The following is a 25,406-nucleotide window of genomic DNA, read 5'->3' as shown; positions in this document are numbered from 1 at the left end:
TTGGGAATGGCGCGGTCGCGCCGGGCTACCTCACGGTCAATGGAGCCATGTCGCGGACACAGGCGCCAATACGCTCCGAGATGCCTATGATCGCTTGAAGCTGGAGCCGTTCCGGGTGAGGGGCGGAGCCGGCGTGAGGCCGAGGCGCTCCTAGCTGACCTGCCCAGGGTCACCGCTCCGGCTTTCATTCGACTGTGGTGCCTTGCGATGAACATGCATGTTTCCCAGGCCGGCCGCTCGGCAGGACGCGTCGGAATTGGCCAGTCGCTGCCCCGCAAGGAGGACGCGACTCTCGTGCGTGGCGAGGGGCGCTATACCGACGATCTCGCGCTGGACGGCCAGCTCCATGCCGCCTTCGTCCGCAGCCCCCACGCGCATGGCGTCATCCGCGGCATCGACACCGCCGACGCGAAGGCGATGAAGGGCGTCGTCGCGATCTATACGGCCGAGGACCTCGAAGGGCAGGGCTATGGCGCGCTGAAATGCGTGGTGGACCTGCCGAACCGCGACGGAACAGCGATGAGAAGGCCGGTCCGGCACGCGCTGACGGCGGACAAGGTGCGTTTCGTCGGCGATCCCGTCGCCATGGTCGTCGCCCGCACGGCGCAGCAGGCGCGCGATGCCGCCGAGGCGGTGTCGCTCGATATCGACGTTCTGCCCGCCGTCACCACCACCGAGGCGGCGCTCGAGCCCGATGCGCCGCAGCTTTTCGACGACGTGCCCGGCAATCTCATCCTCGACTACCATTTCGGCGATGCCGACAAGGTCGCGGCCGCCTTTGCCGAGGCAGCCCATGTCACCAAGGTGCGGATCGTCAACAACCGCATCATCGTGAACCCGATCGAGCCGCGCGCGGCGGTCGGTGCCTATGACCGCAAGACGAAGCGCTACACCCTCCATGCCCCGAGCCAGGGCGCCTTCGGCATGCGCAACAATCTCGCGGCGGCGATGGGCGTGCCGCAGGAGCGGATGCATCTCGTCACCGGGCATGTCGGCGGTTCCTTCGGCATGAAATCAGCGGTCTTCCCGGAATATGTCGTGCTGCTGCATGCGGCGCGGCTGTTGAAAAAGCCGGTGAAATGGGCCGACCAGCGCTCCGAGAGCTTCGTCTCAGACCATCACGGCCGCGACATGGTGTTCGAGGCGGAGTTGGCCCTCGATGCGCGCGGACGCTTCCTCGCGACGCGCTTCACCGGCTTCGGCAATATGGGCGGCTATCTTTCGCCGCCCGGCCCGATGATGGCGACGCTGAACATCGGCAAGAACAGCGTCGGCATGTACCGCACGCCGCTGGTCGAGGTGCAGACGCGCTGTGCCGTCACCAACACCGTGCCGATCGCCGCCTATCGCGGGGCCGGGCGCCCCGAGGGCAATTACTTCATGGAGCGGCTGATCGACACTGCCGCCCGCGAGATGGGGATCGACCGCGCCGTCATCCGGCAGCGCAACCTGATCGCGCCGGCGCAACTGCCATGGAAGACCCCGATCGGCACGGTCTATGACAGCGGCGATTTCCCGGCGCTCTTCGCCAGGGCGCTGGAGGCGGCCGACTGGAAGGGCTACCGGGCGCGCGAGCGCGCCAGCCGCAAGGCCGGCAAGCTGCGCGGCCGCGGCATCGGCTGCTATCTCGAGGTCACGGCGCCGCCGACGAACGAGATGGGCGGCATCCATTTCGAGCCGGACGGAACCGTCACCATCGTCACCGGCACGCTCGATTACGGGCAGGGCCACTGGACGCCCTTCGCGCAGGTCCTGACAAGCCAGCTCGGCGTGCCCTTCGACAAGATCAAGCTGGTACAAGGCGACAGCGACCGCCTGATCGCGGGCGGCGGCACCGGCGGTTCGAAATCGATCATGGCGAGCGGCTCGGCGATCATCGAGGCGAGCGAGCGCGTGATCGAGAAAGGCAAGCTCTTGAGCGCGCATATCCTCGAAGCGGCCGTCGCCGATATCGAGTTTACGGACGGGCGCTTCGCCATTGCCGGAACCGACCGCTCGATCGGCATCATGGAGCTCGCCCGGAAGCTGCAGGCGGGCGTGTCATTGCCTGAGGACCTGCCCCGGACGCTCGATGTCGACCACGTCTTCAAGGCGGCGCCCTCGGCCTATCCCAATGGCTGCCACATCGCCGAGGTCGAGATCGATCCCGATACCGGCCATGTCGAGATCGCGAGCTATGTCATGGTCAATGATTTCGGGGTGCTGGTGAACCCGATGATCGTCGAGGGACAGCTCCATGGTGGCGTCGTGCAGGGCATCGGCCAGGCGCTCTGCGAGATGACCTCCTATGACGAGAACGGCCAGCTCCTGACCGGCTCCTACATGGACTATGCGATGCCGCGCGCGGCGGACGTACCCTTCTTCACCTTCATCAGCGAGGGCGTGCCGACCCGGACCAACCCGGTCGGTGCCAAGGGCTGCGGCGAGGCCGGCTGCGCCGGCTCGCTGCCTTCGGTGATGAACGCGGTCGTCGATGCACTTTCGCCGCATGGCGTGAGCCATATCGACATGCCGGCGACGCCGCAGGCGATCTGGAGGGTCATTCACGCGAAGGTCTGACAATGCGCCGGCACCGGCGCAGGATCGCAGCATTCCAACGATAACGGGGAGGAAGTCATGCGCGTCGGTGTGCCCAGGGAGATCAAGGTTCACGAATACCGGGTCGGGCTGACCCCGGAGGCCGTTCGCGAATATGCGGCGGCAGGCCACGAAATCCTGGTCGAGACCGGCGCGGGGGCGGGGATTTCCGCCTCCGATTCCGCCTACGAAGCCGCGGGCGCGAAGATCGCCGCGAGCGCATCTGAGGTCTTCGCCCGGGCCGAGCTGATCGTGAAGGTGAAGGAGCCGCAGCCCTCGGAATGGGTGCAGCTTCGCGAAGGGCAGATCCTCTTCACCTATCTGCATCTCGCGCCCGATCCGGAGCAGACGGCCGGGCTGCTCAAATCCGGGGTGACGGCGGTCGCCTATGAGACTGTGACCGACAAGGCCGGCGGTCTGCCTCTGCTCGCCCCGATGAGCGAGGTCGCCGGGCGGCTCGCGATCGAGGCTGCGGGGCGCTGCCTGCAGCGCCATGCCGGCGGCCGGGGCGTGCTGATCGGCGGCGTGCCGGGCGTGCCGCCGGCGCGCGTCGCCATCATCGGGGGCGGCGTCGTCGGCACCCATGCGGCGCGCATGGCGGCCGGTCTCGGCGCCGATGTCGTGATCATCGATCGCTCGCTGCCGCGGCTGCGGCAGCTCGACGAGCATTTCGCGGGGAGGGCACGCACCCGCTTCTCGACGCTGCACGCGATCGAGGAGGAGATCCTCGCGGCGGATGTCGTGATCGGTGCCGTGCTCATCCCCGGTGCGGCGGCGCCGCGGCTGGTGTCACGCGCGCAGCTCTCCCGGATGAAGCGCGGCGCTGTCCTCGTCGATGTCGCGATCGATCAGGGCGGCTGCTTCGAAACATCGCATCCGACGACGCATGCGGACCCGACCTTCGAGGTCGACGGCGTGATCCATTATTGCGTCGCCAACATGCCCGGCGCCGTGCCGCTGACCTCGAGCTACGCGCTGAACAACGCGACGCTGCCCTTCGGGCTGGCGCTCGCTGCCGGCGGCCTGGATGCAATCCGCAATGATCCGCATCTCGCCGCCGGGCTGAACATCCATCGCGGCCAGATCACCAATGCCCAGGTCGCGGAAAGCCTGCGCCAGCCATACAAGCCGACTCAGACGGCACTCGCGGCCTGAGGCTGCCGCTTCAGTCGGCCCGCAGGCCGGACAGGACCGGCGCGCGGTAAGAAGCCAGGGCAGGGAGGGCGGCCAGAACGCTGCCCACCAGGCACAACATCGCCGCCTGCGAAAGCTCGCCGATCCCGACGCTCGGCGAGAGCGCAAGCCCGGTGCGCGCGGCGACGAGGCCGGACACCGCATGGGTCGCGGCCAGCCCGAGCCCGAGCCCGAGGATGCAGCCTGTCGCGATCAGCAGCGCCGCGCCGAGCCATGTCACCAACAGGACATAGGAGCGCGGCGCGCCCAGCGCCCGCAAGGTCGCATAGCGTCGGCGCCGCAAGCCGTTGACCGCGATCAGGAGCAGCACGACGCTGAGCAGGATCAGCACGGTATTGGCCGCCGAGGCGACGACCAGGATCGAGCGGATATCGCCGAGCGCGCCATAGAGCGAAACCAGGACTTCGGCCGGGAAGAAGGCCATCGTTCCGCCCTGCCGGTACTGGGCGCGCAGCGCATAGGCGCCGGCGACGCTCTTCGGCTTGATCACGATCGCGGGCACGCCGGGCACGCGCTTACCGTCGAAGGGCGGGCCGATCCGCCCTATGGTTTCCGGCGGAGTGCCTGTCCTGGTCGTCCCGGCATGCCAGAACGGCGCATCGCTCGTTGCCGCTTCGGAGGCATGGCCGTTGCCGAGGCCGTGGATCTCCCAGACGCTCTCGATCGGGACGAGGATGGCGCGGTCCCAGGGCGAGCCGAGTTTCGGCAAGCGACCGACGACCGTGTAGCCATGGCCTTCATGGCGATGGGCGTGTTCTTCCTCGCTGTCCTCGCCATGGCGGCCCTGACTGCCGGCCGTGCCATGCGACGGCGCGATCGTGTCGCCCGGGCGATAATTGACGTCGGCGCCGATCACGGCTTCGCCTTCAGCCGCAAAAAGGCGTCCTTCGCTTGGGGCGATCCTACCCCAGCGACCGGCGAAGGCGGCCGTGGTGCCGATCACCGGATAGCCGCGGCTGACATCCCCGAAGCCAAGGGGTGCGAAGGCGGCGACGCGCTCGTCCTGTGCCAGCGCCTGCAGGATGCGGCCATCGAGCAGGGGCAAGGCATCCGGCTGCAGATAGACCGTCGACATGACCAGTTGCGTCTGACTGCCCGGCGCACCGACGATCAGGTCGAAATCATCGGCGGCCCTGGCCGATCCCTGGCGCAGCGCCCGCTCCTGCGCGCCGATGGCGATGCCACTGGCAATGGCGATTGCGACCAGCAGCACGATGGCGGGCGCCGTCCAGCGCAGCGCGCGCAAATCCGCCAGGAGCATCGGGAACGGGTTCATGTCGCGTGCTTTGCCGGAGTGGGCGTAAGATCGAGGCGCCGATCCATCCGCGCCAGCAGCGCGGCATCATGCGAGGCGCAGATCAAGCTGGCACCGCAGCGCGTCGCGGCCTCGACCAGCAAGGCGCCGATGGCCTCGCTGCGCGCGGCATCCAGGCTTGCGGTCGGCTCGTCGGCGAGGAGGAGGGCGGGCTTGCCGAAGAGGGCGCGTGCGATGGCGACGCGCTGCTGTTCGCCGCGCGACAGGACGGCAGCCCGGCGGCGCGGATCGGCAAGCCCCATCTGCTCCGCGAGATCGAGCGCGCGGCGCCTGTCCACCGCATCCAGTCGCCAGGACGAGAAGCTGGCCGGAAGCGCGATATTCGCGGCGACATCGAGTTCGGGAACGAGGTGGAAATCCTGGAACACGAAGCCGATCGTGCGCCGCCGCCAGCGATCGCGCTCGCCCTCGGCAAGGGCGGAGACCACGGTATCGCCCCAGGACACGCGGCCGGCGCTTGGTGTGATCAGGCCTGCGACGAGATGCAGGAGCGAGCTCTTGCCGCTGCCTGAGGGCCCGCTCACGCCCAGGCTCGTGCCGGGCTCGAGCGTCAGGGCGGGAATCGCGAGGATGCTGAAGGAGCGGCCGTCGCCATCCCTGCGATCCAGCGTCAGCTGGTCGAGGACGAGCGTCGCGGCATGCCCGTCAGGCAAGGGCGAACTCGGCATGTGTGATCCGGATCTGGCTGACGAAGCCGGTCTCGGCATCGGTCGCGGAGCCGATCTCGAGTCGCCCGGTGACGACGACCTTGCGGCCGGCCGAGACGAGCGGCGTCTCCTGCCGCATCGTGACGACGACGATGTCGACCGGCCAGTCGGCATCCGACTGGCAGAACGGGCAGATCGCCAGCGGCTCGCGTGTCAGCACGAAGAAATGGCTCTCCGGCTTCAATGGCGGCGCCATGTAGCCGACGATCCGCACCTCCTTGCCCCGCAGCGCCGTGACGTTATCGGAGAACTCGAAGCCGAGAACGCCGAAGGATTTGTAGAGCCCCTCGAAGCGGATCGCCTCCGCGCCGGCAGCGCATGCCGGGCCGGAAACGGCGACCGTCGCGAAGCCCAGCAGGGCCTCGCGACGGGTCGGCAGCGGGATGGGAGCCTGCGGCCGCATGGCCTGCCTCCGTTCGCCCCAGTCTGGGTTCACTTGCTAGCCTGAGCTTATTGGCCGCCGAGCGCCAGCGCCTCGGCCATGACGCGGAACACATAGGTGTTCGGCTTGTGGCCGCGGAAGCGCTCCGCGCCGGGGCCCATGGCGGTCAGGATGACGTCGTCCCCGGAATGCACGCCGCTATTGGCGTTGAGCGGCAGGTTGCCGACCTTACGCGTGGCGAGCGGGCCGCTGCAGTCCTTCTCGTTGGCGATATTGGCCTTGCCGTCCGGACCCTTCACCGCCGGCACGCGCTCGCCATCCATGAAGGGGCGGCCGGTGTCGCAGGTGTCGGGATAGGTGCCGTAGGCGATGGCCAGGCGGCGCGAGGTGTTGACGTCGGTCGGATAGCCTTCCGCGTCGCGCGGGCCGTAGTTCGGCGGCAGTGACTGCTGGTAGACGCCGAGCTTGTCGCGCAATTGCTGGCCCGGCAGCGCGTCGTCATAGGTGCCGACGATCGAGATCGGGTGGGCATGGTCGGGCACGACGATGATCAGCGTGTCGTTGCGCTCGCCGGCGAAATCCTTGGCGACCTTGACGGCGTTGTCGAGCATGATCGTGTCGAAGACCGAGCGCTCCCAGTCCAGCGAGTGGCTGTATTTGTCGATGCGGGCCGACTCGACCATCAGGAAGAAGCCGTCCTGGTTGCCCTTCAGCATCTCGATGGCGGCCTTGGTCTGCTCGACCACGTCCGGCTGGTCGGGGAAGCGCGAGACGGTGCCCTTCCTGGCCAGGCGCAGATCGAAGGCGCCGTCGATATTGCCGGTGTTGTAGAGGCCGAGCAGCTTCCTGGAGCCGCCCGCGACCGCCGCGTTCATCTCGGTCTTGGTTGTGGCGAGCGCGTAGCCGGCCTCCTTGAACCTGGCGATGAAGTCCTCGTTATCCGTGCGCTTCGAGCCCGGCGTGGACTTCGGCAGAAAGTTGGGCGAGCCGCCGCCCATGATGACGTCCGGCTTCACGTCATGGAACATCCTGACGATGTCGTTGAAATCCGAGCGGCGGCGAGTATGGGCGACCATCGAGGCCGGCGTCGCGTCCTCGATCTCGGAATTGGTGACGACGCCGACCGCCATGCCGCTGCGGCGCTTGATCAGCTCGGCGATGGTCTCGACCTTGGGATGGTCGAGCGTCAGGGCGTTCCTGGCGCAGTAGACGCCAAGCGCGTTGACGCAGGATTTATGCCCGGTGGTGAAGGCATGGGCGGCATTGGCGCTGTCAGTGACGACCGAGTCGGTGCCGGAGGTCGAGATCAGCGCCATGCTGGGCATATCGTCCATGGCGAGTTCGCCGCCATAGCGGCCTTCCTCCCAGCCCTTCGAGAGCAGGCGTGCCGCTGTGCGGTTCGCAACCGACATGCCGTCGCCGATGAAGAGGATGACGTTCCTGGCCTTGCGCGGCTCGTTCGTCGCGAAGACCTCCCAGTTGACCGTCGCCTTGCTTGCGCCTTGCGTCGCCTCGACGACATAACGGCCGGCGGGCAGCGAGGCGCCGCGCAGCCAGAGCGCGGAATGCTTCTGGCCCTCCTCGCTCTGCACGAAGCTGGTCGGGCGGCCGAAGATTTCGGCGACGGGCTTGCCGTTGACGGTGACCGTAACCTCGGTCGAAGTCGGCGCGTTCGGGAATTCGACCTTGAAGTCGAAGCGCGAGCCTTCGAGGATCTCGGCCCGGTTGATCGGATAGATCGTCTGGGCGAGCGCGGCGCCGCCCATGAGGCTCGTGGTCAAGGCCGCCGCCAGCAAGCAAGACGCGCGCATGTCATTCTCCGGATGTGCCTTGGGACCGATCGCGGCAGCCCTTAGAACCGGCATATGACAGTTTGATCAAGCTGTGCATCTGCGCGTCGGTCGATGCCGGGCACACCTGTCGGGCCATTGCCTGGGCGTCGTCCGAGAGCCCCGGCCAGCGCAGGCGCTCGCCCTGGTCTCAACCGAGGAAAGACGGAAGCATAGTCGCGGGATCGGAGCCGACTCGGGTGGAAGGGGGCGCGAAAACAGGACCCGAAACGGGCCGCACTCCGCAGAGACGCGGAAATGCTCCTCGGTTCCCGATAGCTCTAGGCGTTTTCCGGGTTGGCGGATCGGAGCAGGGAATTGCTGTTGGCCGGCTGCAGGAGCAGGGCGTTATTCATGCCCCAGATCGCGGCCTGCGTTCGATTTTGGACGCGAATTTTACGCAATATGGCTTTGACATGGGCTTTGACCGTCGCCTCGGTGATGCCGATCTTCCGGGCGATGGACTTGTTGGAGTCGCCATCGATCAGGCAGAGCAGGATGGCCGTTTCGCGGGGGGACAGAAGCGGCGCCGCCGCGCTTTCGAGGGACATGCACCCCTCCGCATTCTCATCCTCTTGCGCAACGGCAGGGGCGCCTTTCGGGCGCCGCAGCTTCAAGGCGGGCGCAGGCGACGGGAACGCCGGGGGGAATATGGCCTCGCCCAGCATGAGCAACTCGATCGACTTGACGAAAGCGTCGCAGGAAACGGCATTGACCAGATACCCGATCGCGCCGGCCTTGAAAGCCAGGGCCGGTTCGTTCAGGCCATAATGCTCGGCGACAACCGCGACATGCGCATCGGGGTATTGCTCTTTCAGCAATCCGATATCCGTCATGACCAGATGGAAGTCATCTCCGGCGTGCACGATCAGGATCAGGAGCTTGTTGGGCGTCGATTTGGCTTTCAGCTGATCGATGCTTAAGAACGCCGGCAGCGTGCGGAAGCCCTTATCTTGCAAGACGCGGGAGATGCCCTCTCTCATCAGAGAGTACTTGCCGAGGATCGCAATCCCGAAGCCTCTGTTCTCCTTCATGGAACTCTCCCGAAACGCAAATGGACGCAACCCCCCTTATCGAGCTTAACGCGCGTGCGTAGCTCTGTTGGGAGGATCCATCGAGATCGAGGATCCAGCCGAGTTTCCTCTTCGACGCAGGCTCACGCGGAGGACGTTTTTTATTTTACCGGGCTTATTTAACGTTTTAGGCATTGGTGTTGTCGTGTCGAGCGTATTGTATTTACAATACTTGTTTTTTGGGGGAATGGAATTTCTAATGGTCAAATCGGTCGATTTGCATTGATTTTGATTATATTCTTTCGGGCGAGGCGTTGGATGCGCGTGGTCGTGGCCGCCAGTGGCGGGTTCATCGGTCTGATATTTATGCAGATTGAGAATGATGCTGTCGATCACTGCAATGCCCGCAACATGTGAAAAAATTAGATCGAATTGGAGCCGATCTGTCGGGGCTCGGGGCTGCTGACACTACCAAAAAGCTGCTTGGTCAGCAAGTTGGTTAGCAAATGGTTAATTTTCACGAGAGTGTTATCTTAACCGCACCCTACGTCATCCTTCATTTGATGTAGTAAGGTGTTGTTTTTTTTCTGAATAAAATTTAAGCAAAATGCGTCTCTGAGAGGCATCGTAATTTATTTATTTCAGCTTTTAGGAGGTGAAGACATCCCTCTCAACATATAATACGTATGAACGCGATTGATGACGGCTTTGATCGTCCATTTCGGATTCAGGAGTAGATCGATCAGTTTCGTCGAAATACCCTTGGAGAATTTCATTCTGTCAAATCGATATCCGAGTTCATGCAGACGATCTGTATGATATTTCCAGAAATCCTTGTCCTTGAATTTCAAGGCGCTGGATGAAAGGTAACGATAATATTGATCGAGGAGGTCGCGGATCCGTTCCTCTTTTTCGGATTGAGAGAGGTACCAATCGCCATATTCCTGGCAGTCGCTGATTTCTGCCGATACATAGGCATTGTTGTCGAGGGATGAGGTGGTTGCGCGGTTATAGTGAATTCGTTCGTGCGCAAGAATTTGGTGCACGAATCCGAAATCCGCGTACCTGAGATGCTTCACGCAGGCGCTGATATCAGCCTCCTGCGTGGGGTTTGGGAAGAATTCAGGCGTATTCCGGATCAGGTCGGCCCTGTACAGCACCGATGTCGGGTTCCCCAGAACGCGTTGCAGGCCCAGCAGATGAGCGCGGCAGATATCCTGGCCCGAAATGACGGACTGCGAATGCGGAAGACCGACATTGCGGACATACCAGATGTCGTTTCCGCCGCTGAGCTGATAGGCGCCGACGATGCCGATCGACGGGTGCGCTTTGGCGAGCCCGACCATCTTTTCAAGGCATTCCGGATAGATCCAGTCATCCGCCGAGACGACCTTGCAGTACTTGCTGTCTCTGGAGATGAGACTGAAAGCCTTGTTGTGATTGGCTATGATCGGCAGCAACTCGTCATTGCTGAAGATGCGAATCCTGCTGTCCCGCCGGCCATAGTCCTCGGCGATTTCGAGGGTGTCGTCGGTGCTGGAATTGTTGAGGATGATGTATTCGAAGTTCTGGTAGGTCTGTGACAGAACGCTTTCGATGCATTCCCGCAGGAATTTGCCTCCGTTGTAGACAGGTGTGACGACGCTGACCAGCGGGTCGATATTGTCCGTCATTTTCGTCCCCATCATTCGGTTATTTCGAATTTTCGCCGTTCGGGTCGCTATGTTTCGGGAACAGCTCGTCGAACTGCTCCGTCAATTGCTCCTGGAATTTCGAGACGTTTTGCGCGATGCGCGCCTTGATCGCATCGGCATTGGCAAGCAACCGATCGGCCCGGACCGTCAGGTCCGCCGCGTCGCAGTGCGCAATATCGACGCAATATTCCGACAATCCGAGCGCCTCCATGAGGTCGCTCACCTTGGGATGAGGCGACAGCGCGATGGCCGGGACATTCTGCAGGGAAGCGAAGATCACGCCGTGGAAGCGGCAGGTGACGTAGCAATCCAGGCCGGACAGGGCGGAAAGCAGGCTGTCGATATCACAGACTGCTTCTCGCATGACACGATCGGCCGCCAATCCCGGGTTCTTCTCGCGGATAGCTGCGTCGAGATCCGCTATAGCCTGGGAATCGAACCAGATGTCGCTGCTGAAGAGCTTGATCCGATAGCCACGCTCGAGCATCCCGCCGCAGAAGCCGGCGAGGTTGTCGATCAACCGATGATAGCTCCCGTTGTCGTCGACCCAGTGCCGCGACGAGTCGCCATAGGCCATCGGCGCGATGCCGATGACGCGCTCTGCCTGCTCTTCCTGCGGTGCCTTTCCGGCATTCCCGGGCATCCGGATGTTCCAGACAGCGTCGGCGACGACCTTCATCTTGCCGCGGAAGCCGATCTTCCGCAGCAAGTCGCCGGAGGCTCTGTCGCGCACGGATACATCATCGGCGAGATTGAGCGTACGCCGGACGAACCAGCGGCTCAGCGGCGCATCCAGAGGGCCGGCGCCGGTGTTCAGGAAAATGCACCTGACGTTCAGGCATTTGGCGAGGACCAGCCACTTGAACAGTGTGTAGGGGAAGGCCCAGGGGCCGCCCCAGTCGAGCAGCTGGCCGCCGCCGCAGATCACCAGCATGTCCAGCTCGCAGAGCAGGATGAGCGAGCGTCCGAGAAAGAGCGTCTCGCGAAGGAATTGGACGGGCCGAACGATCAAGACATGGCGCAGCGTATTGCCGATGCGGAACAGAGGCCCGGTCTTCCGGGCCAGCGCCTTCAGCCTGTCCGCGAATCCGTCGGGCTCGTCCGAGCAGGGGGCTGACGACCATTCCCGCTGGAATGGGAAAACCCTGTGGCGCATGGCGAAGGCCGGGATTCCGTGCCGGCGCGTGGTGTCTTCCGGATCCATCGACAGGCCGACGACGGACACCTCGGGCCATCGGCGTGTGATATTGTCGAGGACGGCCGCGATCGAGCCCTCGTCTCCCAGGTTGCCTGTGCCGCAATGCGCCAGAAGAGCGATACGGCCGGGCCTCGAGGGCGGCGCCTTGGGAGTCTCGGTGTTGCCTTCCGGCCGGCCCGACCAGGGCTGGTCAGCCGGGACGACAGCTCCGATGTCGATGCCGATCCGCTCGTTCATGCGACTTGCGCCCGCTGCTGGGCCGGCGAGGCCGCAAGCCGCGCCAGCGCGGTCTGTGCCGCTGCCTCGCCGCTCTTGAAGCTCTCATCCGTCCACATGTACCCCCAGTCGCCGTAGCGCCCGCAATAGGCGATCCCGAGATCGTCGAGATAGCCGTGCACCGTCGCCAGCGCCGCCGCGCGATCGAGGTCGAAGATGATGTTGGCGTAGCGCAGATACATCGCGTTGCTGCAGAGGATCCGGTCACTGTCGCGCAGCAGCCCGCAGCGGCGCAGGTCGCCGATCACGGGTTCGATCCAGTCGCTCGGCTGGCCTGTGAACGGCTTGTATTTGTCCGAGAAATAGACCTCTGCCTGGATGCTGCCGGCGCCCTGCGGGGCATTGTTCGGCGAGAGCATGTGCGGGAAGCCGAGGCGCGTGAAGCAGATGTCCTCGTCGTAGAAATACGACATATGCGCCTGGGAAATGTCCTCGCGGTCGATGCCGATATTGACCAGCACGCAGGACGAGCAGGCGAGCTTCCGTGCGGCCTCCTGAACGTCGTGCGGCGTGCCGGCGATCATCGGGATGAGATCGGGAAGCGGCACGGACGAGACCAGCAGATCGTAGCCGGTCTGCGTGCCGTTCGAGAAGGTGATCTGGCGAGCCCGCGGGTCGACCGAGACCAGCTCGTGATTCAGCCTGATGTCGCCGAAGGGCACGAATTTCTGCAGGTAGGAGACGAAGCCGCCCCGCTGCGGATAACGGAAATGCGTGATGTAGTGGATATTCGGCGACGAGGCCGAAATGGCGCCGCGCAGCACTTCCTCAAGGGTCGGGCGATAGATGCGCGGCCCCAGCCAATCGGTGCTCATGTTCTCGGCGGTGGTGAGGTGGTATTTGCGCGTGTACTGCTTCGGGAAGAGCTCCGCGAAGGTCGAACCGAAGCTGGCGATCAGCCAGTCATTATAGTTGTTGATCGGCCCTTCCGGCTTTTGCCGTTCTTCGACGAAATCGGCGATGACCTTGACGATCACGTCTTCGGGCAGGCCGTGCAGGTGAAGCTGCACGGGATGCTGCGGCCAGTAGTCCCGCCAGTAGTTGTTCAGGTTGATCTGGATGGTTTCGTAGAGCTGGTCCACGCTTTCCGCGAACAGATCCTGGATGCGCTCGTCCTTCGTGAAGGAAATATGCGGTCCGATGTCGAAGACAAAGCCAGGTTCGTGGCGAAACGACATCGTGTGCCCGCCATGATACGTGTTTTTGTCGTACATGATCGGCGTGATGCCTTCGGCCCGGAGGCGGTGAGCCGCTCCGAAGCCGGCCATTCCAGTTCCGAGGACAACGGCGTTTGGCATGAGCGTGTTTCCCTTGAGCCGGCGCCCGGCTTCTGGATCAGACTTCGGCGGCTGAGAGCAGAGGCGCGGCGGCGGCCTTGATCCGCCGCGAAGCCGCCGAGCATGTCTCGGCATCGTCCTGGAGAAGATATTCGTAGCGTTCGATCTGCCGCCGCGTGAGCGACTGCAGGTCCTTCCCGGCCTGGAAGGCCTCGTACCACTCGACGATCCAGAGCAGGCTTTGGTCGAGCTGAAGCACCGGATGCCAGTTGAGCAGCGCCCGTGCCTTGGAGGTGTCGAGGCGCAGCAATTGCGCCTCGGCGGGATGCGCCGTCCCGTCCTGAGCCCAGGACGCGCCTTCGCCCCATGACGAGACGAGCTTGTCGGCGATCCACGAGACCGGCCTGGCATCCGTTTCCGCCGGCCCGAAATTCCAGCCTGACGCGAAGCGGACGCCATCCTCCGCCAGTCGCTCGCACAGCAGGAGATAGCCGTGCAGCGGCATCAGCACGAACTGCCAGGGCCGGATCGCTGCAGGATTGCGGATGCGGCAGGGTCGCCGGTCCAGGAAGGCCCGGATCAGGTCGGGGATCAGCTGGTTCGCCGTCCAGTCGCCGCCGCCGATCGCGTTCCCCGCACGGGCGCTCGCCACCGCGACGCCGTGGCGGGACAGCGTTTCCGGCGGAAAGTAAGAGTCGCGATAGGCACTGGTCACCAGCTCCGAGCAGCCCTTGGAGTTGGAATAGGGGTCGTGGCCGCCCATCGCGTCGCTCTCGCGATAGCCCCAGACCCATTCGCGATTGTCGTAGCATTTGTCGCTGGTGACGTTGACCACGACGCAGGGGCGCTCGAGCCGGCGGACGGCCTCCATGAGATGGACCGTGCCCATGACATTGGTGGCGTAAGTGTCGACCGGGTCCTCATAGCTCGTGCGGACCACCGACTGGGCCGCCATGTGGATGACGACGTCGGGCTTGCAGGCGGCCATCGCGGCTTGCAGATGCCCGAGATCGCGCACGTCGCCATGGATCGAATGCAGGCATTCCGCCACCCTGGCCTGCTCGAAGAGGTTCGGCTCGGTCGGCGGATCGAGCGCGTAGCCGGTGACGTCGGCGCCGAGCGCCTCCAGCCACAGCGACAGCCACGCCCCCTTGAAGCCGGTATGGCCGGTGACGAAGACCTTGCGGTTCTTCCAGAAAGAACGGTTCAGCATGGCTGAAGGCTCCATCGCGACGACGGGATCGATGCTTCTTTCAGGTGGCAGCCTCGGCGAGGGCGCGTGGCGGCGAAGCCTGCGCTTCCTGCGTCGGCCAGCGCCTCTGCTGTTCGCGCCAGAGCGCATCCGCCCGGCGCCCGGCCGGCACCTCGACATCGGCGAAGGAGATGACGTCATCCTTCTTCTTGTCGCAGCGCAGGACGCAGTCCTCGGACAGGCCGATCGGTAGCGCGTCAGTGGCGCGCGCCTCCGCCGCATTCTCGATCAGGCCGTAGGCACAGAACCCGCCGATCCCATCGAGGCGCTCGCCGGCCTCGAGATCGCGTTTCGCTACCGTGACGACCTCGCAGACCGGCCCTGCCAGCGGCGCCACGGTCGGGTCGTGCTGGATCACCGCGCGGGCGATGGTCGAGGCGATCTGGAGATGGGGCAGGTGGAACGGCGTGTAGAAGACGTAGAACGGGCCGTTGCCCAGCTTGTAATAGGCGAGCTGCGCCTGCTTCAGCGGATTCTCCTCGTGGATCACGACGAAGGCTCCGGTATGGGGCGCAGCCCCCAGGGCATAGTCGACCAGCCCCGTGTCGAGCATCGCCTGCGCCGGCAGGCGCTCCGCGACCTCCCGAACATCGCTGCAGGCCGGTCCGTACATGCCGCGGCGGCCCGCATGGAAGCCCGTCGCATTGGCAAGCACCGTCGTTTCCATCGACAGCTTGGTCGCATCGGCGAAGGAGGTGACCTTGCGCGGATCCTGGTCGTTCTTCTCGGCGAAGGCGCGCTGCGTCTCGGGATTGCGGTAATAGTCGACCATGCCCTTGATGTTGCCGGCAGCGACCGGCTTGAGGCCGAGCGTCCGCAGATAGCGCAGCAGGGTCATGGCGACGCCGGGCTCGTCGCCATCGGTATTGGTCAGGACGACGCCGGCCTCGCGCGCCTTCTCGTTCAGGATCGGGCCGATCAGGGAATCGAGCTCGGCATTGACCATCACGACATGTTTGCGATGCGCGATCGCGTCGAGCACCACCGCAGCACCCGCCTCGACCGTCCCGGTCACCTCGAGGATGATGTCGATCGCCTCGCAGGCGGTCAGCACGGAGGGATCGTCGGTCAGGACCGGCACGCCGCGCGCGATCGCACTCTCGGCCTCACGCGCGGTGAAGACCCGGCTCCAGCCATGGATCTTCGCCTCGCGAAAGGCCCGTTCGGCATTGCCGGGCGTCCGGTTGGCGATCGCGACCAGCCGCATCCCGGGCACCGGCGTGCCGAGCTGAAGCGCGATGGCGCGGCCGGTGGCGCCGGCGCCGACCATGCCGACGCGGATTTGCCGCCCTGCGGCCTCGTAGTCCCGCAACACCATGTCCAGAGCCATATCGCGTTCCTCTTTCGATGATCCCGGCAGGGGTGGTCAGGCCGACAGGCGCTGCGGCTGCGCAGCGTCGTCGGGGATGTGCCGCGCCAGCGGCCAGTTGCGGTCCTGTTCGGAGATTTCGGAGACGGGGAGGGGCCAGGCGATGCCGAAGGCCGGATCGTCGAAACGCACGCCCTTCGCAGACGCCGGCGCGTAGAAGGCCGAGGTCATGTAGTGCATTTCGGTATCCGGCCGGAGCGTCTGGTAGCCGTGGGCGCAGCCCTCGGGCAGGTAGAGCATGCGGCCGTTCTCGTCGTTCAGCTCGACGCCATGCCAACTGCCGTAGCTCGGCGAATCCGGCCTGAGGTCGAGGACCACGTCGAACATCGCGCCGCGTGTGCAGCGCACCAGCTTCGCCTCGAGCGCCGGCGCTTCCTGGAAATGCATGCCGCGGAGCGTGCCGCGCTTCGTGCTGAAGCCCATATTGGCCTGCACCGGGGTGAAGCTCATGCCCTGCTCGGCGAATTCCCGAAGGCACCAGGCCCGCATGAAGCGTCCCCGCGCATCGGCATGCGGGGTCGGGTCGATGACCATCGCATCGCGAACGCTCGTCTTGGTGAACTGCATTCCCCAGCCCTCGCATTCAGGCGTCGTAACTGGATAATGTCCGCAGAAGCGCGGGTGTTCCTGCGCAGAAGCCGCGTGGTTTCAAGGATTTGCCGGAATGGGCCGCGCGGCCGATGCTGTGGCGAGGTTTCGGGCCACGGTTTGCGTTCGAGAGGGCGCGCGGCGGTCCAGCGCCTGTGGCCCGTTTCGAAAGCCAGGTCCGAGCGGGAGCGCTACGCGACCTGATCGGCGCCGGTCCTGGCGCTGCGGAAGAGGTCGAGATACAGCGCCTTCTCGCCGGCGATGAGCAGTAGCACCGCGAGATAGGTCGCGCCGAAGGAGCCGGCATCCAGCATGAGGCGGAAGACCGGCAGCAGCGTCGGCGGGCGCAGGCTGTGCACGCCGAAACCGACCATGGCCGCGACGGCGCAGGCAGCGAGCGGGCACGCCAGCGCGCCGACAAACTCGCGGACCCGCACGCCCGTACCGTGCAGCGCCCAGAGCGAGATCGGCACCAGCTTGAGCACCATGACCGTGGAATAGGCCAGGGCGACGCCGCGCGGGCCATAGGGAAGACCGATCACGATACCCGTAACCATGAAGGAGGCGGAGAACAGGCCGATCTGGACGCCGCGTCGGATCAGGCCGAGCGCATTCAGCAGCCAGCCGAGCGGGCTCGAGATCGCGATGACCAGGATGGTCGGGGCCAGGATCCGGAAGATCTCGATGGCGCTCGTCCATTGCGGCCCCAGCACGACCAGGATCACGTCATCGGCGAAGAGTCCGCAGACGACCGTCAGCGGCAGGGTCAACGTCACGACCATCGAGTAGCCCTTGAGGAAGTAGCGCCGCAGGCGGTCGAGATCGTCCCGGGTCCGTGACAGCGCCGCGAAGGCGACCTCTCCGATGGTGTTGTTGAGGTTCTCGGTCGGAAAATTGATCAGATAGAAGGCGCGGCTGTACAGGCCGGTCGCTTCCGTGCCCCAGAACCGGCCGAGCAGGAGCTTGTCGGTATTGATCGTGATGTAGGAGAGGAAACCGGTCAGCGTCGCTCCGCCGCCGAATTGCAGCATCGAGCCGAGGCCGGAGACGATTCGCGGCCTGCCGGGAATCCAGCCGGTCGCCAGCCACAGGCCGATGGTCGTGACCAGCGGCAGCGAGATGGTCATCGAGACGATCGCCCAATAGCCGTATCCGGCCGTTGCCATCCCGACCGAGATGGCCGTTGCGATCACCAGCGAGCTGATCTCGATCTTGGCCGAGGTGCCGAAGGCCAGGCGCCGCTGGAGCAGCACGCCATGCTGCACGCCGGCGGCCGTGATGAGGAAGGTGAAGGCGATCACGTCCATGATCGCGAGCAGCCGCGGCTCCCGGTAGAACGCGCTGACCATCGGTGCGGCCAGCATGGCCGTCAGCGTCAGCGCGGCGCCGAAGGTCAGGTTCAGCCAGAACAGCGAGGACGATTCCGCTTCGCTGAGCACGTCGCGCTGGATGGCGGCCTGGAACAGGCCGAAGCAGCCGAACATGTTCAGCACCCCGGTGAAGGCCGTCACCATCGTGACCAGCCCGTAATCCTCGGGCGTGAGCAGCCGGCCGAGCACCATCAGCGCCAGGATGCGGATGACGAAGCCGAGGCCGCGCGAGCCGACATTGATCAATCCCGCGCGAACGGTTCTGCTCTTCAGATCCTGCATGTCGTTCTCGATTGCCGCTTTGGGCATCGGGCCGGGAGGTGGCATCTGCCGCCCGGAAACGTCCGATGCTGAAATGATAAGCTAGAGCATCAGCTTGCGAGCGTAGAACGCCTCCGCATAGCCGCTGGGGGCGTTGCACTCCATTCCGCGCAACCGCATCAAAGCCATGAAGGTGGTGCGGTCGAACCAGTGCTTGTTGCCCTGCGACTTGAAGGTGTCGAGGATCAGGTCGACCTTCTTTTCGCAGGTATCGTCCGACAAGGCATTGAAGACGCTGGGCTGCCCGAGATCGCCGTCATATTTCGGGATCTCGTATTCCAGGATCAGGTGGCTGCGAAACGTGTTCCAGGTCAATTCGGCGATCAGCCGGTGGTCCTGGTGGGAGTCGTGGCGGTTATGGGTGAAGATGATGTCCGGAGACACCTCCCGCTTGATCTCCTCGAAGACGTTCTTGATCTCGGCTCCGGCGAACGGCATGTAGCCGTCCCGGAAATCCTTCAGCACGACCCGCTTCATGCGAGCGGGATCGACGAACTGTCGCGCGCCGCTTGCCGCCTCCTCCGCACGAATGCCGCTCGCGCTGAAGACCACCCAGTGAAACACGGCGTCCGGATGGTCCGCCGCGATCTGCAGCACCGTGCCGCCACAGCCGATCTCGATATCGTCGGAGTGGCAGCCCAGGCAGAGGATCTGCAGCGGGGACTTGCCGGCACGATCCGGTCTCAGGCGCAGCATGGTCAGGCCACCTGGTTTGTCGTCGGGGCTGTCGCCGTCGTCATCGCCATCGCCATCGCGGGATAGGCGACATGCGCGCAGTCCTTCCACACCTTCCAGGGCGGGTTGGTGTCGTTGAGCTCCTCGAGGCGCTGCTTGTCCTTGAACGTGTCCATGCACTGCCAGAAGCCGGTGCATTTATGCGCCAGCAGGGCCTGGCGCTCGATCAGCCGCGCGAACGGCTCCCGCACCAGCTCGTCGCCGGGATTGATGTAGTCGAAGATCTCGTGCCGGAAGACGAAGAAACCGCCATTGATCCAGATGTCGGAATGGGCGAGCGCGGCGACCTCGGCGACCTTGCCGTCCGGCGCCATCCTGATCATGTCGAAGCTCGCCGTCGGCTGCACCAGCAGCAGCGAGCCCACGGCATCGCTCTGCTTGAGCTCGTCGATCATCGTCGGCAGAGGCAGGTCGCTGAGGCCGTCGCCGTAATTGGCCAGGAAATACTCCTCGCCCTGGAGATAGGGCTCGACGGCCTTCAGGCGCTCGCCGATCGTCGCATGCAGGCCGGTCTCGACGAAGGTGATCGTCCAGTCGTCGCTGTCCCGGTTGATGAAGTCGATCTTCCGGCCGCCGCGAGACCAGACGAAATCGTTCGAGATCGACTCGTCGTATTTCAGGAAATAGTCCTTGATCGCACCGCCCTTGTGGCCGAGGCAGAGGATGAAGTCCTTGTGGCCGAAATGGGCGTAGTACTTCATCAGATGCCAGAGGATCGGGCGCGAGCCGATCTGCACCATCGGCTTCGGAACGTCGTCGACATAGCCCCGCAGCCGCATGCCCATGCCGCCGCAAAAGAGTACGACCTTCATGATGCTCTCCCTCTGCAAATCCCGGCCTCGCGGCCAAAGCGGTCTGTTTCAAGCTGTCGTTGTGGCCTTCAAATGGGCGGGAAGCTCATAGCCATAACGCTGCATCACCTGTTCATCGGCCATGTTGAGGACGCTGCCGACGAACTTTCCCTGGGCCTGCCCGGCCGACTGGAAAGCCTGGCGGGCCAGTTCCGATGTCGTCTCGCCCCATTTCACGACGAGCAGGACGCCATCGAGCGCCGGAGCGGCAGCCCGCACCTGCGGACCGGCCACCAGCGAGGGCATGTCGAGGATCACGAGCTCATGGCTGCCTTCCGCCGCGCGCAGGACGTCGTCCAGCAGGCCGCGCGGCATTGGGCGATCGCCAGCGCCGAGCCGCTCGGCCAGCGGCAGGACATCGAGGCCGGGCTGCAGCGTGGCGAGGCCTTCGAGCGCCCGTGTCGGCGGATGCTCGCCGGGAGGGGGGGGATCCTGCGCGAGATTCGCGACCCAGCGCGAGAGGGAGGGGTCGTCCGGTACGGCGTCGATCAGCAGCACGCGCTTTCCGGCCGCCGCGGCCGTCTTCGCCAGGGCGATGGCCAACGAGGTCGCCCCTTCGCCCGGCAGGACCGAGGTCACGCCGATCGCGTGGAAGCCACCCGGTGAAACATCGTCCATCACCGCCGCGGCACGGCGCAGGACCTCGTGTTGCGATGCAAGCAGGCGCCGGGCCGCAGCGTCTTCGGGCCATGTCCCGATATCCGCGAAACGGGGGATGACGCCGAGGCATTCCAGGCCCAGGACATGTTCCATCTGACGCCTGCTGCGGATCCTGTCGTCGAACATGTCGAGCAGGATGGCGATGGTGGCGGAGGCGCCGAGACCCAGCAGGGCTGCGATGGCGAGGATCAGGATGGCCGACGGCCCGTCAGTCCCGACCGGCGGCTCCGCCTCCGACAGCACCTGGCCGCTGGGGCCGAGGCTCTGGTAAATCTCGCGCAAGGTCGGCGCACGGGACGTGGCTGCATCGGAGGCGCGTGCACGTTCCTGCAAATAGGTTCGGACGATGGCGTTGACGATCCGCGCCGCCTTGGCGGGGTCCGAGGCCTTGAGGCTCACCGCGACGATATGGCTTGTTCCGACCTGCCGGACGCTGAGCTTGCGGGCAAGGGCGCTGAGCGCCGCGCGATAGGCCGAGCCGTTCGCAGCCGCTTCCGGAGAGGCCTGCCCCTGAGGCGCCTTGGCCTGTCCGGGCGAAGCGGCGTGGCTGTCGTTGAATTCGGGATCCTCGGCCAGGCGCAGTGTTTCGACGACCGCGGCCAGAACATTGCCGGAGCGCAGCAGCTCGATCTGGTTCTGGACCATCGGGAGGTCGGCGCGTCCGGGCAGGATCGCCTGATCGGGCCCTGTCAGGACCTGCCTGATATAGATCAGCAGCTGGCTGGATGCGGTGTAGGTCGCCGGGCGCAAGCTGACATAGAGCGCAGCGACGAGCAGGCAGGCGATGGTGCCGAGGCCCAGCAGCCATTTCCGGTTGCGGAGGCTCCCGAGCCCGAAGGAGGGGCGCGGTCGCACCTCGATCCGGGCTTCGAGCCCTTCCGTGCCGGGGGAGATTTGCGGGCGGCTTCTCGTGTCCATCATGCGCTTCAATCACAATGGACCCCGTTTCCGGCGTCCGGTTCGGCTCGACGCCGGCGGATGAGGGAGGGATCGCTCTGGCGGCCTGTACCGGTCGAGACCGGGCCGCCGATTTCCGCCCCCCACCCGGCGTCTTGCGCCCGCAATGGCATTCACAGTGAAAACGCGGGGTGGTCGGCGCCGTTCCTGCGGGGCCGGCTCAAACCGGCATTGCGTGGCGGCGCCGGTCAGGGGCGAGGGCGGGCGGGGTGGCCTGCGCGCCCGGCGGCGCCTGGCAGGCGGGAGGCGGCGGCCGCCGCAAGAGCGTCGCCTCGCGCCAGCCACGCGCAGATCGTGCCCATGACGAACCAGAAATACCAGTTGAACGACAGGTAGAAATGCATGTTGTCCGAGTAGCACTCCAGCACATAGGTCATCAGGATACAGGAGATGACCAGGATGCCCGGCGGATCGCGGCGCCGCCCTCTCGCCAGGCGCCAGGCCACGCAGCCGAACAGCCAGGCGACGGTCAGGAGGCCGACAAGCCCGAGCTCGTAGGTCATCTGCAGATAGAAATTGTGACCGTCGATGCCTTGCGGGCCGATCAGCGGGAAGAAGCGCGGCGTCGCAGGCTTGAACGTCTCGAGGCCATGCCCCAGCGCGGGCATGTCCATGATCTGTGGAAGGGCGGATTCCCACAGCGCTTGCCGCCAGACATAGGAATTCAGGCGATTGCTGTCGTTGAGCTGCGAGTAGTCGTCGACTTCCGTCGCGGCGGTGACGTCCGTCAACCGGTCCATCAGGCTCGGATTGGAGACGAACATCAGCGGCACCAGAAGCAGGCCGAAGAGGAAGCGGCGCTCGATCCTGACCGCATAAACCAGGAACATCACCCCGCACACGCCCCAGGCGCTGCGCGTCTTGGTGAGCAGCAGGAAGACGGCGAGAAGGGGGATGTAGAGCGTCACCAGGAGGCGGAGCCGCTGGGACACGTCTACGGCCTGCGAGGCCCTGACATAGAGCGCCAGTCCGAGCAGCAGCACGAGGTAGAACGCGTAGATGTTCGGATGCGAGAAGGTGCTCTGCAGGCGGAAATCGCCGAAATTGGGCAGTCCGCGGGCGATGTCCACGAAGGCATAGAGCGTCGGCGGCAGGGACGAGCCGATCACCACGAGCACGAAACGGGTCAGGTCGCGCGAGGAGCGCATGATGAAGAACGGGATCGCGAAGAAGGCCCAGTAGGACAGCAGGACGAAGGCCAGCCGTGCGGCGGTGTTGAAATCCGGCGCATAGAGCGTCGAGCCGAAGGCGATCAGCAGATAGGGGCCCCAGATCGTGATGACGGGAAACGGTGCCTTGAGTGGCGCCTGCAGGAAAAGCAGCCCGGCAATCGCGATCGCGGCCATGTTGAAGAGGGCGCCGACGCCCATCGAGCCCGCGCCGGAATCGCCTCCGAGCAGATTGAAGATCGGGTCGGACGAGGCGCGGATCAGCAGGATGGCGAAGACGGCGTTCCGCAACAGGCTCCAGATCGCTTCGCGATTGGCGGTGCGAACCGAACAGGTCTGCGGGCCGCGCGCAACATCGGCGGCTGCGACGCTTTCAGGGGGCATGTCGAGAGCGCTGGATACGGGTCTCATGCCTCCAGCTCCCTGGACGTGATCCATGCCTCGGGGCGATGCGAGGCCATCCCGGCCGCCTCGCGGATCGGCCGCAGCCAGAGCTCGGTTTCCCGGCGCCATGACGCGGGTACCGCGGTGGCCGCGCGCGCCTGCCCGATGCGGTCCATCAGGCGCGGCGCGATCAGTGCAGCAGCGACCCGCGGCAGCTCGCGCCAGCGGCCGTGCCTGAAGGCCAGGGCGGCGAAGATGGACGCAGCCTGCCGGCGTGCTCCTCCGCGCAGCAACTGCCTGGCGAGGTAGCGCTCGTGGCCGGCCTCGTCGGATACGACGCCATGGGCCGCCGCCAGCACCGCATAGCGTTTCACGATGGCGAGACGGCCGGCGCGCATGGGGGAGACATTCATCGAGAGCGATTGCCGCCCCAGCCGGTAGGCGATCAGCGGCCGGTCGACCGCGGCCACCGGCGAATGCTGTGCCAGCCTGATCCAGAGATCCCAATCCTCCGAGCCACGCAGGGCCGGATCGAAGCCGCCGACATCCCGGAGCAGGTCGCGTTCAGCGATCACGGTCGATCCCGTCGGGATCCGGTTGCTCGCCAGCAGCGCCGGCAGCATGTCGCCGCCCTCGACATGGTGATGTCCGATGATCCGAAGCCCCTCGTCCACCACCACGACCCCGGTGCAGGCCCAGCGCGCTCCGCTGGCGCGCAAGGCGGCGAGCTGCGCGGCGAGCTTGTCCGGCGCCCAGAGGTCGTCGTCGTCGCAGAAGGCGATCCAGCGCCCGGTCGCCCGGGCGATGCCGGCGTTGCGTGCGCCCGAGATGAAGTGCGGCACGGCATGGTGCACGACCTTGACCCGTTGGTCCGCCGCCGCGAGCTGGTCGAGCCAGGGACCCGTACCGTCGCTCGAGCCGTCATCGACCACGACGAGCTCGATCGAGACGTCACGCTGGTGCAGGATCGCGAGGATCGCCTGCGGCAGTATCAGGCGCCGGTTATGCGTGGGGACGACGACGGTGACGTCGCTCGTCCCGGCACCCCTTGCCCAGGCCGTGTGAGGCGCGGCGTTCATCCCTTCACCAGGCCCGACTGTCCGGAGCGCAGCGTCATCAGTTCGCCGAGGCGCATGCCGTGGCTGTCGGCGAAGGCTTCGTCTCGGGCGAAGGCGGCTTCCTTGCCGCCCGCCTCGTCACTGGCCGAGATCGGCTTCGTCTGCTGCCCGGCCCTGAACAGGGTGGCCAGCTTCCGGCATTCACGGGCGATGTCGTGCTGCGCCAGCACTTGGCTGCGGCCTTCCGCGCCCATGGCCCAGATGACGGAGTCCGGCGCATGGAGGCATTGCCGGATGGCGCCGGCGAGCCGGTCGGTATTGCCGGCGGGGACGAGCCAGCCGCAGTCCCGCTCGGCGATCAGTTCCGGTATTCCAGCGATATAGGTCGTGATGACGGGGCGGCCGAGCGCCAGGGCTTCCATCAGGACGACGGGCAATCCTTCGGCGAAGCTCGGCAGCACCAGCGCCCGCGCCTCGCGGATGGCGTGGCGCACCTCCGCATTGCTCATCCAGCCTGCCAGCTCGACATGCTGCTCCAGGCCGAGCTCGCGGATGGCGCGTTCGAGCTGCGGGCGCAACGGGCCGTCCCCGGCGACGGTCAGCTTGAACGGTTCGCCATCGCGCGCGAGCTGTGCGAGCGCCTGGAGCAGGACGAGATGCCCTTTCTGCTCGCTGAGGCGGCCGATGGTCACGAGCCTGCCTTTCGGAACGACCCGCGGCGGCTGCGCGCTCAGGAAATCGGCGTCCAGTCCGCAATGCACCAGCTCGATCTTGTGCCACTGCTCGGTGGGGATCCAGCGGCAGAGCTGACTGCCGGTGAAGGAGCTGATCGCGCAGACGAAGGCGGCGTGTTTCACCTTTGTGGGCAGGCCGAGATATTCCGGCCTGTCGAACTCGTCCGGGCCATGCACCGTAAAGCTGTAGGGCACGCCGGTCACGAGGTGGCAGAGCATCGCGACCTCCGCGCCATTCGTCCCGAAATGGGCGTGGATGTGATGGACCTTCTGCTCCGTGACCCATTTGGCGAGGACGAGCGCTTCCGCGAGATAGGCGAGGTGAAGCGGCGCGGGGCGGCTCGAGGGGCGCATCATCCCGATGGTGGCCCGTGCGGCTTTCGCGAACCCGCGAGGGGTTCTCAGCACAGCATGGAAGAAGGCGATGACGAATGCCATCATGCCGCCGTCGAGAATGTAGCGCGTGCGGGCCTTCTCGGCGATGTCGTCCGGGTCC

20 protein-coding genes are annotated in these 25,406 nt (G+C 65.4%); 2 read left to right on the top strand and 18 right to left on the bottom strand.

The window, feature by feature from the left end; all coding sequences use genetic code 11:
* Positions 1-207: 207 nt before the first annotated feature.
* Together Q0Q02_RS16655 and ald are read left to right on the top strand one after the other, a co-directional pair.
* The gene (locus Q0Q02_RS16655) at positions 208-2,559 is read left to right on the top strand and encodes a xanthine dehydrogenase family protein molybdopterin-binding subunit (RefSeq protein WP_293810926.1); all 2,352 of its coding nucleotides are present in this window, start codon (positions 208-210) and stop codon (positions 2,557-2,559) included.
* A 57-nt stretch (positions 2,560-2,616) separates the two neighbouring features.
* Entirely contained in the window at positions 2,617-3,732 is a 1,116-nt protein-coding gene (gene ald, locus Q0Q02_RS16650; RefSeq protein WP_293810924.1) for an alanine dehydrogenase, read from the top strand.
* A 10-nt stretch (positions 3,733-3,742) separates the two neighbouring features.
* On the opposite strand, the gene Q0Q02_RS16645 is transcribed toward ald, so the two are convergent.
* From Q0Q02_RS16645 to Q0Q02_RS16560, 18 genes are all read right to left on the bottom strand, one after another.
* Positions 3,743-5,047, bottom strand: coding sequence for an FtsX-like permease family protein (locus Q0Q02_RS16645; RefSeq protein ID WP_293810922.1), 1,305 nt, complete (start codon positions 5,045-5,047; stop codon positions 3,743-3,745).
* Entirely contained in the window at positions 5,044-5,754 is a 711-nt protein-coding gene (locus tag Q0Q02_RS16640; protein WP_293810920.1) for an ABC transporter ATP-binding protein, read from the bottom strand. Before Q0Q02_RS16640 ends, Q0Q02_RS16645 begins: the two co-directional genes overlap by 4 nt.
* Entirely contained in the window at positions 5,732-6,196 is a 465-nt protein-coding gene (locus Q0Q02_RS16635) for a hypothetical protein (protein ID WP_293810918.1), read from the bottom strand. The genes Q0Q02_RS16640 and Q0Q02_RS16635 overlap by 23 nt, the downstream gene beginning before the upstream one ends.
* Positions 6,197-6,243: 47 nt before the next feature.
* Positions 6,244-7,986 carry an alkaline phosphatase gene (locus tag Q0Q02_RS16630; protein ID WP_293810916.1) on the bottom strand — a complete coding sequence of 581 codons (1,743 nt, stop codon included), beginning with the start codon at positions 7,984-7,986 and terminating at the stop codon, positions 6,244-6,246.
* Between the two features lie 299 nt (positions 7,987-8,285).
* Positions 8,286-9,038, bottom strand: coding sequence for a response regulator transcription factor (locus Q0Q02_RS16625; protein ID WP_293810914.1), 753 nt, complete (start codon positions 9,036-9,038; stop codon positions 8,286-8,288).
* 620 nt (positions 9,039-9,658) lie between these two features.
* Positions 9,659-10,690: a glycosyltransferase family A protein gene (locus Q0Q02_RS16620; protein ID WP_293810912.1), complete on the bottom strand. Its 1,032-nt coding sequence runs from the start codon at positions 10,688-10,690 to the stop codon at positions 9,659-9,661.
* A gap of 19 nt (positions 10,691-10,709) precedes the next feature.
* Positions 10,710-12,146: a polysaccharide pyruvyl transferase family protein gene (locus Q0Q02_RS16615; RefSeq protein ID WP_293810911.1), complete on the bottom strand. Its 1,437-nt coding sequence runs from the start codon at positions 12,144-12,146 to the stop codon at positions 10,710-10,712.
* Positions 12,143-13,483: an NAD(P)-binding protein gene (locus Q0Q02_RS16610; protein ID WP_293810909.1), complete on the bottom strand. Its 1,341-nt coding sequence runs from the start codon at positions 13,481-13,483 to the stop codon at positions 12,143-12,145. The genes Q0Q02_RS16615 and Q0Q02_RS16610 overlap by 4 nt, the downstream gene beginning before the upstream one ends.
* 37 nt (positions 13,484-13,520) lie before the next feature.
* The gene (gene rfbG, locus Q0Q02_RS16605) at positions 13,521-14,675 is read right to left on the bottom strand and encodes a CDP-glucose 4,6-dehydratase (protein WP_293810907.1); all 1,155 of its coding nucleotides are present in this window, start codon (positions 14,673-14,675) and stop codon (positions 13,521-13,523) included.
* 40 nt (positions 14,676-14,715) lie between these two features.
* Positions 14,716-16,044 (bottom strand): NAD(P)H-dependent oxidoreductase, encoded by a 1,329-nt coding sequence (locus Q0Q02_RS16600; RefSeq protein ID WP_293810905.1) that lies wholly within the window; start codon positions 16,042-16,044, stop codon positions 14,716-14,718.
* Between the two features lie 36 nt (positions 16,045-16,080).
* Positions 16,081-16,650, bottom strand: coding sequence for a dTDP-4-dehydrorhamnose 3,5-epimerase (rfbC, locus tag Q0Q02_RS16595; protein WP_293810903.1), 570 nt, complete (start codon positions 16,648-16,650; stop codon positions 16,081-16,083).
* A 212-nt stretch (positions 16,651-16,862) separates the two neighbouring features.
* Positions 16,863-18,323, bottom strand: a complete 1,461-nt coding sequence (locus tag Q0Q02_RS16590) for a lipopolysaccharide biosynthesis protein (protein WP_293810902.1) — start codon at positions 18,321-18,323, stop codon at positions 16,863-16,865.
* 81 nt (positions 18,324-18,404) lie between these two features.
* Positions 18,405-19,058, bottom strand: a complete 654-nt coding sequence (locus Q0Q02_RS16585; RefSeq protein WP_293810900.1) for a PIG-L deacetylase family protein — start codon at positions 19,056-19,058, stop codon at positions 18,405-18,407.
* Between the two features lie 2 nt (positions 19,059-19,060).
* Entirely contained in the window at positions 19,061-19,909 is an 849-nt protein-coding gene (locus Q0Q02_RS16580) for a glucose-1-phosphate cytidylyltransferase (RefSeq protein WP_293810898.1), read from the bottom strand.
* Between the two features lie 48 nt (positions 19,910-19,957).
* Entirely contained in the window at positions 19,958-21,526 is a 1,569-nt protein-coding gene (locus tag Q0Q02_RS16575) for a Wzz/FepE/Etk N-terminal domain-containing protein (RefSeq protein ID WP_293810896.1), read from the bottom strand.
* A 227-nt stretch (positions 21,527-21,753) separates the two neighbouring features.
* Entirely contained in the window at positions 21,754-23,145 is a 1,392-nt protein-coding gene (locus Q0Q02_RS16570; RefSeq protein WP_293810894.1) for an O-antigen ligase, read from the bottom strand.
* On the bottom strand, positions 23,142-24,197 hold the full coding sequence (locus tag Q0Q02_RS16565) for a glycosyltransferase family 2 protein (RefSeq protein ID WP_293810892.1): 1,056 nt from the start codon (positions 24,195-24,197) through the stop codon (positions 23,142-23,144). The genes Q0Q02_RS16570 and Q0Q02_RS16565 overlap by 4 nt, the downstream gene beginning before the upstream one ends.
* On the bottom strand, positions 24,194-25,406 hold a 1,213-nt coding region (locus Q0Q02_RS16560; RefSeq protein ID WP_293810891.1), incomplete at its 5' end, for a glycosyltransferase. The genes Q0Q02_RS16565 and Q0Q02_RS16560, both read right to left, overlap by 4 nt.

The organism is uncultured Allobosea sp. (genome assembly GCF_945956895.1).
Lineage (GTDB): Bacteria > Pseudomonadota > Alphaproteobacteria > Rhizobiales > Beijerinckiaceae > Allobosea.
This window is presented reverse-complemented; position numbering and strand designations above follow the sequence as displayed.